Genomic DNA, 11,568 nt, shown 5'->3' on the forward strand with positions numbered 1-11,568 from the left:
CGTGACGGGGTTTGTGAGTTTCGTCTCCTCCGGCCCGGGTGATCCGGATCTGTTGACCGTGCGCGCTGTCAAATGCCTGCAACAGGCCGATGCAATCCTATTTGATGACTTGTCTGCTGGGCCGATCCTCGAACACGCCAAGGCCGGTGCCGATCTCGTAGGGGTCGGCAAACGCGCCGGGCGCGCATCACCGAAACAGGATCATGTCAGCCGGCTGCTGGTAGATTACGCTTCGCTGGATCAGCGGGTCGTACGGCTTAAATCCGGCGACAGCGGAATTTTTGGTCGCCTCGAAGAAGAGACGGCAGCACTGAAGGCCGCGAGCATTGCGTATGAGATCGTTCCAGGTGTTACATCCGCAAGCGCTGCCGCCGCCGCCTTCGGCATTCCTCTCACCCGTCGCCTGACCGCGCGGCGCATCCAGTTTATCACCGGGCACGATGTTAGCGGCGCTCTGCCGCAAGATGTGAATATCGCCGCACTTGCCGACCCGTCCGCCACAACGATTGTCTTTATGGGTAAACGTACGTTTCCAGAGTTGGCCGCCAAACTCATCGCACATGGGCTACCCGCAGAAACACCGGCGATTCTGGCAGAAGCCGTAAGCCAGCCAGCGCAAAAGATCGCCCGTCACACGGTGGCCTCGCTTTCCGACATTTTAGCGCATGAAACCGGCGAACACCCTGCCCTCATTCTCTATGGACCCCTCGCAGAGCCATAAATCAGCAGAATTTTCTTGCTCAAATGGTGCGGCACTGGAATACAAGAACTTGCATGGTAACGCGTTCGCGCGTTTTGGGAACCGGGTGCAAATCCCGGACTGCCCCCGCAACTGTAAGCGGAGAGCGCTTGGGCATAACCACTGGCATAGCCGCCGGGAAGGGCCACATGCGCAGCGACCCGCGAGTCAGGAGACCTGCCGTGCAAGAATTATTGGGCATACAAGCCCGCTGACATCCTCTGCCGGAGGGGCAGATCAAAAGAAAGGATACGCAATGCATATCGAACCGGGCGTCGTTGATGGCGCAAAAATGGCGCTGGCCTATACCACAGCCGCAGGTGCCGCTGCCTACACGGCCAAGTTGGCGCTTGCCGATCTTGCAAAGACCAATGTCGCATCGGTGGCACTGCGTAGCCTTGGCGCGACGGCAGCTGTATTTATCTTCTTCGAGGTGTTGCCGCACTTCCCGGTTGGTATTTCCGAAGTCCACTTCATCCTCGGCACGACGATCCTTCTGTTGATGGGTGCTGCGCCTGCCGCAATCGGACTTGCTCTTGGTCTACTTATCCAAGGCAGCTTCTTTTCGCCGACTGATCTGCCGATGTATTTCGTCAACATCACCACACTGCTCGTCCCGCTGTTTGCCATTCATGCTCTGGCAGCGCGGATGATCCCGCAGAACAAGGCTTACGTCGACCTGTCCTATGGTGAAGTGCTTAAGCTGTCGGGCGTTTACCAGGGCGGCATTGTTGCCTGGGTCGCGTTCTGGGCGTTTTACGGAAATGGTGTGGGCGCTGAGACGTTCCAGTCTGTCTGGACGTTCGGTGCGGCTTACATGCTTGTGGTTATGATCGAACCGATTGCCGATTTGGCAGCGCTTGCAGCAGCCAAATCATTGCGCAACACCAAAGGCGCAACCTTCATGTCGCCACGGCTGTATCACGCGACCTGACGCGAGAACAACAAACCAACACGGCCCGGACCCTATGGGTTCGGGCTTTTTTATGCGGGTAGACCTAACGTGATCCGGGATCTGTGGCTTATTGGCATTGGGACAGGCAGTCCGGCGCATGTCACGCTGGAGGGGGTGACAGCACTGCGGGAAGCCGCAATCATCCTGATGCCGCTCAAGGGGTGCGACAAGAGCGATCTGGCCCACTTGCGGCAGAATATCATCACGCAAAGCGGCACAGAGGCTGAGGTAATCAGCTTTGACTATCCCCAGCGCGATCCCGCTCTGCCGTATCAGGACCGTGTCGCGGCATGGCATGACGAGATCGCCGCAAGATGGAAAGCGGCGCTGGCCAACTCAAACAAAAGCGGCCCTGTCGCACTGCTGGTCTGGGGTGATCCTTCGCTATACGACAGCACCATGCGCATCGCCGAACGCCTGACCCCGACACCACGCATCCGCGTCGTGCCCGGCATTACCGCTGTGCAAGCGCTCACTGCGGCGCATCGCATTCCACTCAATACGGTAGATGGTCCAATTCAAATTACGACCGGGCGGCGTTTGCGCGACGCAAACACTGTCCCTCGCGGGACGACAATGATCGTGATGCTTGATGGGGAGTGTTCCTTTCAAGACCTGCCAAATCGTGACGCGCTTTGTATCTGGTGGGGCGCCTATCTCGGCAGTGCTGACCAGATCGTACATCATGGCCGCCTTAGCGATGTCACGCACGAGATCATCCAAATACGTCAGAAAGCTCGTGCGCAACACGGATGGATCATGGACACCTACATGTTGCGCTGGCTTGAGGACTGAAACGAGCGTTCACCGTCAAGCTGATGGAGCAAAAGCTTGCTTACCAAAGCTTTCGTCTCGCAGAATTTGGGCAATCCGCAATTCGGATTGCACGTTCAAAGCGACAAGCCAATTTTGCACGGGCGCTGCACCTGATGAAAGCATGTGCGTTGCGGAAAGCGCCTGACATCGGATTGTACGTTGCGCCCTATTAAGTCCCATTCTATGAAGTTCACAGGCAGAACTCGGGGGCACCGTAGTGGAATCGGCAGATCGTATAAGAACTTCATGGGCGAAGGCTGCTGCGCTGTCTGACGAATTTGCTCGTGCCTTTTATGCGAACCTCTTCCGCACGGACGCATCGACAAAACCTCTGTTTGTCGGAGACCTTGAACTGCAAGGTCGCAAACTGATGCAAACACTTGGGTTTATTGTAGATCATCTGGACGATACGGACGCGCTGCTGCCCGCCGCACGAGACCTCGCCATCCGTCATGTGTCTTACGGTGTCACAGCCGATCAGTATCATTCTGTTGGCGCCGCATTGATTAAAACGATGAAGCAACTGCTTGGCCCCGAGTTCTCGCCTGAAGACGAAACCGCGTGGACGGACGTCTACGGTGGGCTTTCACAAGCAATGATCAGCGCCGCCTATTCGGCGTGACTATCCTTTCGTATACCAGCCTATACTGAATCCGTGCCAAGCCGGGCGCAAACTCAGGCTATATCAACTGCAAACGAAGGGCTTGGGCAATGAAGATTCGCGCATTTTCAGCATTAATCGATGGCTTTGACACAAAGGTTCTGGCCGACGCAAACTTTGTGGCGATCCATAGCAATTGTGCCATTGATCCAGATTTGCTGGGTTTGGAACAAGTGTCAGCCGCGGTGCACGGCGCTACGTCTTGCTTGGGTGCCATGACAAGCGACGGTATCACCGACGGTATCGGCGTTTTCGCAATTGAAGACCCGGACGGTGCATATGGCACCGCCATGAAACCCATTACCGACGATGCCAAAAGCGCGGCGCGCAACGCGACACTTGCGGCGTTGACCAATGCGGATCGACTGGGTGAAACCCCCGAACTGATCTGGCTTTCCTGCACTCCCGGTGCCGAAGAAGAAGTTGTCGAAGGCATCGAGACGGTTGTCGGCCCCGACGTACCCATTATTGGCGGCAGCGCCGCAGACAACGATGTAAGCGGCGGTTGGTTCGTTTATGACCGCGAAGCGAAGTGTACCTCGGGAGTGATTGTCACCGTCATGTTTCCATCGGGCCCGGTGTCTTTCGCCTACCACAACGGCTACGCCCCAACAGACAAGGCGGGCACCGTAACGCGGGTCGAAGGACGCCGCGTCCTGGAGATCGATAACCGGCCGGCCTTTGACGTCTATCGCGAATGGACAAGCACAAACGTTGATATCGACCCCAGTGGCGCAGCGATGCAATCAATTCTGTCCGAAAGCACCTTGTATCCTTTCGGGCGCAAGGTCAGCGATATCGGCGGCGTGTCATCCTATTTGCTTGCCCACCCCGCCGCCGCCGGTCAAGACGGAGCGCTTGACCTGTTTGCGACTGTGCACGAAGGCGAGGTCCTCACACAGATGACAGGAACAGAAAGTGGCTTAATCGAACGCGCAGGCCGCGTGGCGACGCTAGCCCGCTCGGCGGGCCACAACGAGAAGTCTGCAGTGGCTGGCGCGTTGATGGTCTATTGTGGCGGCTGCATGCTTTCGGTACGTCAACGGCTGGGCGAAGTGGTCACCGGCGTTTCAGACGCCCTGGACGGCGCCCCGTTTCTGGGAACGTTCACCTTTGGCGAACAAGGTAAGATCATGGGGGCAGGTAATCGTCATGGAAATTTGATGATTTCTTGCATAATCTTCGGCTGACCAAATAAAGGCAGCCGAAAATGGCCGAAGACGAGCGGTTGCGCGAGGCGCTGCTTGAACTGCAGCACCTGCGCGAAAGAGAAGCGAAATCCCTGCGGGACACCCGCAACCTGCTTGAGTGTCTGGAAGCCTATTCCAGCGCCAACACCCCGGGTGAGGCGCTCAGCAGTATCTTTGTGTCGTTGCGCAACACTATCGGCGCAGATGTGTCGCTTCTCGGAGAAATCCATGAAAGTGGTGCCTTCGAAGTCTTCGCGAGCGATGACCGCGCACTGACAGGCACATATCTGCAACCGCCATTCGACTTGTCACTCAGGCGTCGAGACGTCCTTGATCTTTCGCTCCTCGGACCGTGGTCAGGCGCTTTCGATATGAGCCGCTTTGGCGCTTTACAGTCTGTTCCGCTGGCATCTGACGGCACCAACTACGCGCTCTTGGTGCTGAAAGGAGCACGACAGAGATTTGAGAAGGGAAGTATTGATCTGGTGGAGCGTCTGGCCGGACTTGCTTTGCGCGCTTTGCAAGGAAGCAAGATCGCGGATGAGAACAAGTTGCTTGCCGCAGCAATCCATGGCTCGTCATCCGGCTTCGCAATTGCAGACGCCACACAGGCGGAACGGCCGTTGATCTATGTAAACGAAGCCTTTGAAAAGATTTCCGGGTATACAGCAGCAGAAGTTCTGGGAACAAATTGCCGCTTTCTTTCGGCGGAAGCCGAAAACTCCGATGAACGAACCCGACTGCGCAAGACGGTGCAGAAAAATGGGGCAGGCCAGTTCCTTTTGCGCAACAAACGCAAGGACGGTACTTTTTTCTGGAACGAGCTGACACTGTTCCCCGTTGAAGGAGACAACGGAGAAATCAAGAGCTTGGTTGCGACCCAGAATGATGTCAGCCAACGAATTGAAGCCGCGCAGGAACGTGACCGCACCCGGGCCCAGATGGCCAAAGCCCTGACCGCGACTGAAGACGCTTTCTTATTGCTTGAGGCGGGTCAGGTCGTCGCATTCTCAAACGATTCAACCCGCGATGTCTTTCCTGCGCCGGGCGTCGACTGGGTAATTGGAACGACTTTCGAGCAAAACTGGAGCGCTTATTTGCAAGCCTCCGAAGACATGCCCGGGCGTATCACAACTATGGTCGCCCAACCTGATCTGACAGGGTTGGCTAAGCTTCCGAACGGTCGGGAAATCGACCTGCCAGACGGACGCACCGTGCTGATCCGCGCGTCTGATTTGTCAGATGGCGGCATTGTTCTTTCCGCAACCGATGTCAGCCCTATGAAATCAGCGCAGCGTTTGCTGTCACAAAGGCTCGCCGCGATCGAAGCGGCACAAGACGGCATTGCAACCACCGACGACCATGGCAGGCTGACATATCTGAACACTGCCGCCGCCAAATTGCTGGGCTTTGCGACCCTTACCGTTGCGCTGGGGAAGCTTTGGTACAAACGCTATGAAGACGGCGAAAAACTTAAAGGCCGCGTTGCGTTTTCAGAGACCCTGACGCATTCCGTGCAGGAGCAGCCGCGCACCCATGAGGTAACAGGAACGGTTCTGGAAAGTGGCGGCTCGGTTATCGTGTTTCGAGATATCACCGAAAGGCTGGCGATCGAAACGCGCGAAGCGGACCTCAAAGCCGGTCTGCAACAACTGCAGCGGCAGGAAGCTACAGGCCAACTTACAGCCGGGATTGCGCATGATTTTAACAACTTGCTGTCTGCTATAAACGGCTCAGCCACTCTGATCGGTCTCGAAGAAAACCTTTCAGATAATTTGAAGGCGCATGTGGACCGCATTTCATCTGCTGGCACTCAGGCAGCCCGGCTGGTCAACCGACTGCTTGACATCGGCGCCAATAACGAGGGTCGAGGCGCGTTTGATTTCGGCTCTGCCTTTGCGGACATTCCCGATCTGGTGAAACCCAGTTTGCCAAACAACATCGCCCTCCATGTGGACCGGCAAGGTGATGATATCGCGCTTAAGGGGGACCCAGGAGCGCTCAGCCAGGTGGTTGTCAATTTGGTACTGAACGCGCGCGACGCCATTGGCGCTGAAAGAGGCGAGATCACCATCGCGACGAAACCCATAGACCGTCGCGATAAGATACAGGTGCGTGTTGGCGAATTACTCTCATCGCAATCCTATTTGCAAATAGACGTTCGGGACACCGGATCCGGTATCGACGATAGCCAGTTGCAAACGGTTTTCGAGCCGTATTTCTCAACAAAGGGGCGTCACGGCACGGGGTTGGGGCTGGCGATGGTATCTATGCAGGTACAAGGCGTAGGTGGCGCGGTCGGCATAGTGTCCAAGAAAGGCAGCGGCACGACTGTTTCAGTCTTTTGGCCGCTGGCAAACTACGACGCGAGCGATGAAACTGATGCTGAAGGTGAGAAACACGATCTAACCGGGCAAACGGTCATCGTGGTCGACGATGATGCCGAAGTGGCAACCGTTGCGGCCAAGTTTCTCGAAGCTCGCGGCGCTGAGGTTGCAGTGTGCATTGATCCGCGCGATGCAGTCGAGGCCATAGAAGAAGACCCCTTCGCATGGTCTGCCGTAATTACTGACTATGACATGCCGCATCTGACCGGCGGTGACGTTGCCGAAAGGGTAAAGCACGCCAGAGCGGACATACCGGTCATTCTGGTCACCGCACTGGCCCGACGCCTGTCGGATCCGCGCATCAACAATGGAACCGTGGACACGGTTTTAGCCAAGCCTACCGATCTTAACCATTTATCTTCACTACTTTTTGAATATTATCATCGACAAAAGTAGAGGGTGCCGAATGCGCGTATTGCTTGCCGACGATCACGACCTGGTTCTGGAAACGCTCGCGTCGTTTTTACGCGCGGAAAGCGGGTTTGACGTCGAAACCTGCGGATCTCTGGACGCTGCTTGCGAAAAGATTGGCAATGACGTTGCCTACGATTTGGTGCTGCTCGACTATACAATGCCAGGGATGAATGGTCTCGATGGCATGAAAAAGGCCATCGACGTTTCTTTCGGCAGACCGGTCGCGCTGATGTCAGGCACCGCTTCCAAGACGATCGCACAAGAGGCCATAGACGCTGGCGCAATCGGATTCCTGCCAAAAACAATGGCAGCCAAATCCATGGTTAACGCCGTAAAGTTCATGGCCATGGGCGAAAAATACATTCCACTGGATTTCCTGAACGCGGTCGAAGAAGAGGCTGATATCCCGCTTGCCAAGCAGCTTTCTGAACGTGAATTGCAGGTACTAGGCGGCCTTTGCCAAGGGTTTTCCAACAAGGAAATCGCCCGTGAGCTTGACCTGCAGGAAGTGACGATCAAGCTGCATGTGAAAACTCTATGCCGCAAGATTGAGGCAAAAAACCGAACGCATGCAGCGATGATTGCAAAGGAAGCCGGCATCTTTTGACATCGCCTGAAGGTTGGTCAGAATAAAAAGTCGGTACTGTCGAGGTCTGTCATCAAAACATTTTTGAGAAGGACTGAATCGCCGCCCGCTGCGAACAAAACATCATTGCCCTGTGTGCTCAAGTGATCTGATGCAAAGCCCGCATAGTCCGTAAAGGTGACAGCGTTGACTTTGCTGATGTCCAGCTTTTCAAGGGTATCTGTCGCATCGAAATCAGTGACTTTGTCGGCCCCAAATCCGTCAGCGAAGGCAAACAAGTCGCCAGAGCCGCCGCCCGTCAGCGTATCATCGCCACTCCCTCCTATAATGGTGTCGAAACTGCCGCGACCGTCGATACGGTGGTGTCCGACTAATCCGAACCAGTCTCAGTTTGCTGTGATAAATACGTCGCCTTTGGGCTCACACCGGTCGTTAGTCGCGCTCTGCATTAAGGTCCACAACGCGGGCGAACCCGACATTCAAAAGACTGCAATTGGGCACGACCTGAGCTTACTACGGAATTGTAATGGGGTTTAGTTCCTGTTGCCATTCCTCTATTGAATCCAATGGGTAAACAACCATCAGCGTTGTGAGCGTAAGGCAATCCCTAGCGACTATTGCCGCAGTAAGTTCCAGACAAAGAATGACAACTGCAATCAGAGTCGTTGAGATTGCATGTGCCAGAAAGAAACCAGCAAGCATCCACAGATAATCAAATACCGCGTTCAAGACACTGTCACCAAAATAGCCTTGATACAGAGTCGCTGCTCGAAACTTGTTCAATACCCAATCTGTGTGTTCAATGATCTCCCAGGCTACTCCAGTGACAACGGCAATCACCAACAAAGATTGAACGCTCCAAGTGGGAAAGAAAAGTCTGCCAAGCAACACGATCAGCATCCCGTGCACAATATGAGACAAGGTATACCAATCAGCGATATGCTGAGAATTGCCACTGGAAAATACTGAGCCGACCCAGAACTGAACATATCCGCACGTACAGATTAACGGTTGCCCCCATTGAAAGAGTGTTATGCCGATGAGCGCGGCTCCTAATGCAGCGAAGGCGTAAACCCACGTGTTAAAATTCGCACTATAAATTGTCATTGCGCTACGGGACGGCCTTCATTAACCGCCGTTCTCCAAACCTGCAGGTCCGGGATCTGTAAATTCCAATTTTGGTTAACGTTTGACACCGGCGCATCTCAATAATCGCTTCCCCACCGCCGGGAGACCATTCGCCGGGAATTTCGCCAATACATTGCCCTCGTGGGTTTGCACATCAATTGTGCTACCGGCCATATCCATGAAGGCATGGAACGCGTAGCAACCGGACGGATCTCCGATCGCCGTTTGCATCCTGCTACCAGAAAAATCAGCGGGGATTGTCAAATTGAACTGGCCAATCAAGGACAAAAGGCGTTCGCGTTTTTTGAAGCTCCAATTAGGAGAGGAGATCATAATCCAAGGGTAACCTCGGTTGAAACGCAGTGCGTCCGATGTTCGCGACGACATCATCACGATCTGAAAACTGGCATTTTTAGAAGCCAGTTCCGCCACACACATTTTGTCCAGTATTCGCGTCGATCTGCTCGGATAGCTTACATCCATGCTACCACAGCAGCCAGTGCAACAGCGCCGAATGCAATTCTGAGTGTACTTATCATGTTGCTTTCCTTATTTTGTTATTGGTCATAGCCACTCTTGGTCCAAAGTTACTGGACGATTTCGAGTTCCACGAACGATTGCGAGACGACTCGCCTCAGAGCTGACTGACAGTACGCACGCACATTCGACTTTTCGGCTGGGGTTAATCGACCCCAAGTACCTCCCGCAAGCTGGAATGGTAATTTTTCAACACCCATTAACGACCTTCCTTGCTTGATCAATTCACCCGTTTTTGCGTTCAACAATACAGGGGTTATGCCAATGGCGCAGTGGTTGGGCCCGTTTCCCTCGCTACCGTTTACTTCAAGTATTGAGCGAGAACTGTAACGTCGTGGGTCATCGATTATAATATAGGCCATACCTCCCGCGGCAGCCGCAGCCGCAATACTGACCGAACTGAGCAACACATCCTGTCCGGGTGTGTACTGTTGTCCGTACTGATCAAGAGGTGTTTGTTGCAAAACGATCAAAGCGTCGGCATCTCTGGCCGCGGCGCTATTTTTATCGCGCGTGACAACAACCGAGGCTCCGGTGCGCCCAAGGATTTCATTGGAAATCTGTCCTGTTCCGGCTGCGGCGTCCCATCCCAATCGAGACTGTGAAACTTCAAGCTCTGCCATGTTTGGGCGATATACAGATAGCAGGTTGTCATTTACCCGCGGGATCACGGCGACCGATTGATATCTTGATTTCGCACCCGCTTGGACACCAACCTGAGAGGCAGCACAGGCTGAAAGTGTTAGAACTAAACAGAGCAAAAGTGCCACTGAACCGTAGGCGGCCGAGTTCGACGGCTTCTGGTTACAGAGCATTGGCGATGCTCCTGTCTCCGGCAAATTTTCTTGCTATCCCGCTGACGCATTTGCTGGACAAGTCGGCAATCATTTTGTCAGAAGGCCAAACATACGTGCGAGAAACACAAATGTCCGAATAGGAGCGTGTGGTGCTGCCTACAGACACCTTAAGCGCGGCGTCTATTGTCACGTCCCAATAGGTTGCAGTTGCGGGCGTGCTAAGCGCAAACTTTTCCACGACGCCAGTCACTGTTGTCGGACCTCCCGCCACGCTATGACCTGCTGCCGACAACTCGGACTTGATAGCTTCGGTGAACAATGTTTCCGGAGCAGGATTCAACGTCACATAGCCCATGGTGACGTCTCCGACCGTTGTCCGTTCACCAATTCTGCCAGGCAGTACTCCGACGCCTCGTACCATTGTGAATGGTTGAACATTTAAGGCGCGCGGTGAAATAGATGAAAGAACGCTGCCCTCGCTGGATGCGCTTTGCAGCGAAGCATTTGCAGTGGTGTCTTGAACGCCCGCGCATGACACCAAACCGATCAGCGCTGTAAGTGTAGCCAGGTACCTCGAAACCCATTTCAACTTTCCCATCGCTTCCCCTCCCTAAAAGCAAAATCTGGAGGAGATATTATATTCCACTCACTGAATGTGCCTTTGATTTACATCAATTAGCTCACCAGCACGTGATCTGACGATCGACTGCATTGGGCTCGTTCCAGTCATTAGCTGCGCTTTGCCTGAACGTCCGGTTTTTGGTATTTCGCGGGATTATTGGCCCAGAGAGTAGTTAATTGGGCAGATTAAAGTGATCTTCGCCCGTCCTATCATCAATAAGGGCGGCAAGTTCGCGTTCTGTGCGCACCAGCTCATTGATCGCCTTGCGCATCTCGACATACTCGCGCGTGCGTACGCCGTGTTTATAAGCGGGGTTCGCTTTGCCAGCGCCTTGTCCGTCACCAGCGCCGTGCATCCGGCATACATTCCAGCCTTTGACAGCCGGAGCCCTGCATGGCTGGCCGTCGCGCTTCGAGGTTGCAGTGCATCGAGGGGCCGCGTGCGCCTTGTGCATGGGGTTGGCGTCACTTTTCATATGTGCCCCTCCCCCCGGTCTGAACATTGCCTACAATAGCCTGACCTCCGTCTTCCACATTTACGTGCTGTACGGTGACGGTCTGCTTGCCGCCGTTCCTGTGCTTGCGCAGGGCCTCCACTTGCGCCGTGTAGGTGCGCGCCAGTTTGTTGTACGCTCGCTCATGCGCCTCGAATTGAGGGAGTTGGTCGGCATTGGCCATGCGCCCGCCCTGCCGCATTAGCGCGATATGGGTTGTTGCCATCTGGACAGCTAGCATAC

Annotated in this window: 14 protein-coding genes and 1 riboswitch; of the genes, 7 read left to right on the plus strand and 7 right to left on the minus strand. The window is 54.7% G+C overall.

What is annotated here, in order from left to right; translation table 11 throughout:
• Nucleotide 1: 1 nt before the first annotated feature.
• The 7 genes from cobA to AC2D8V_RS12485 all read left to right on the plus strand — a co-directional run bounded on the left by cobA (nt 2) and on the right by AC2D8V_RS12485 (nt 7,769).
• Nucleotides 2-721, plus strand: coding sequence for a uroporphyrinogen-III C-methyltransferase (gene cobA, locus AC2D8V_RS12455; RefSeq protein WP_484733848.1), 720 nt, complete (start codon nt 2-4; stop codon nt 719-721).
• Nucleotides 722-758: 37 nt separating this feature from the next.
• A riboswitch (cobalamin riboswitch) is annotated at nt 759-938 on the plus strand.
• 57 nt (nt 939-995) lie between these two features.
• Nucleotides 996-1,673 (plus strand): energy-coupling factor ABC transporter permease, encoded by a 678-nt coding sequence (locus tag AC2D8V_RS12460; RefSeq protein WP_484733849.1) that lies wholly within the window; start codon nt 996-998, stop codon nt 1,671-1,673.
• Nucleotides 1,674-1,742: 69 nt separating this feature from the next.
• Nucleotides 1,743-2,489 (plus strand): precorrin-6A synthase (deacetylating), encoded by a 747-nt coding sequence (cobF, locus tag AC2D8V_RS12465; protein WP_484733850.1) that lies wholly within the window; start codon nt 1,743-1,745, stop codon nt 2,487-2,489.
• 238 nt (nt 2,490-2,727) lie between these two features.
• On the plus strand, nt 2,728-3,132 hold the full coding sequence (locus AC2D8V_RS12470) for a globin family protein (protein ID WP_484733851.1): 405 nt from the start codon (nt 2,728-2,730) through the stop codon (nt 3,130-3,132).
• Between the two features lie 89 nt (nt 3,133-3,221).
• Nucleotides 3,222-4,361 (plus strand): FIST signal transduction protein, encoded by a 1,140-nt coding sequence (locus AC2D8V_RS12475; protein ID WP_484733852.1) that lies wholly within the window; start codon nt 3,222-3,224, stop codon nt 4,359-4,361.
• 20 nt (nt 4,362-4,381) lie between these two features.
• Nucleotides 4,382-7,144, plus strand: coding sequence for a hybrid sensor histidine kinase/response regulator (locus AC2D8V_RS12480; RefSeq protein WP_484733853.1), 2,763 nt, complete (start codon nt 4,382-4,384; stop codon nt 7,142-7,144).
• A 10-nt stretch (nt 7,145-7,154) separates the two neighbouring features.
• Nucleotides 7,155-7,769, plus strand: a complete 615-nt coding sequence (locus AC2D8V_RS12485) for a response regulator (RefSeq protein WP_484733854.1) — start codon at nt 7,155-7,157, stop codon at nt 7,767-7,769.
• Nucleotides 7,770-7,786: 17 nt separating this feature from the next.
• On the opposite strand, the gene AC2D8V_RS12490 is transcribed toward AC2D8V_RS12485, so the two are convergent.
• The 7 genes from AC2D8V_RS12490 to AC2D8V_RS12520 all read right to left on the minus strand — a co-directional run.
• Nucleotides 7,787-8,026 (minus strand): hypothetical protein, encoded by a 240-nt coding sequence (locus AC2D8V_RS12490; protein WP_484733855.1) that lies wholly within the window; start codon nt 8,024-8,026, stop codon nt 7,787-7,789.
• Between the two features lie 235 nt (nt 8,027-8,261).
• Nucleotides 8,262-8,855 carry a DUF2585 family protein gene (locus AC2D8V_RS12495; protein ID WP_484733856.1) on the minus strand — a complete coding sequence of 198 codons (594 nt, stop codon included), beginning with the start codon at nt 8,853-8,855 and terminating at the stop codon, nt 8,262-8,264.
• 75 nt (nt 8,856-8,930) lie between these two features.
• Nucleotides 8,931-9,359: a hypothetical protein gene (locus tag AC2D8V_RS12500; protein ID WP_484733857.1), complete on the minus strand. Its 429-nt coding sequence runs from the start codon at nt 9,357-9,359 to the stop codon at nt 8,931-8,933.
• A gap of 104 nt (nt 9,360-9,463) precedes the next feature.
• A complete protein-coding gene (locus AC2D8V_RS12505; RefSeq protein WP_484733858.1) occupies nt 9,464-10,036 on the minus strand; it encodes a hypothetical protein in 573 nt (190 codons plus the stop codon).
• 181 nt (nt 10,037-10,217) lie between these two features.
• The gene (locus AC2D8V_RS12510) at nt 10,218-10,808 is read right to left on the minus strand and encodes a hypothetical protein (RefSeq protein WP_484733859.1); all 591 of its coding nucleotides are present in this window, start codon (nt 10,806-10,808) and stop codon (nt 10,218-10,220) included.
• Nucleotides 10,809-11,004: 196 nt separating this feature from the next.
• The gene (locus tag AC2D8V_RS12515; protein WP_484733860.1) at nt 11,005-11,307 is read right to left on the minus strand and encodes a hypothetical protein; all 303 of its coding nucleotides are present in this window, start codon (nt 11,305-11,307) and stop codon (nt 11,005-11,007) included.
• Nucleotides 11,297-11,568 (minus strand): hypothetical protein (locus AC2D8V_RS12520; RefSeq protein ID WP_484733861.1); only part of this gene is annotated, 272 nt, incomplete at its 5' end. The genes AC2D8V_RS12515 and AC2D8V_RS12520, both read right to left, overlap by 11 nt.

The organism is Roseobacter sp. YIN89, from assembly GCF_057219365.1.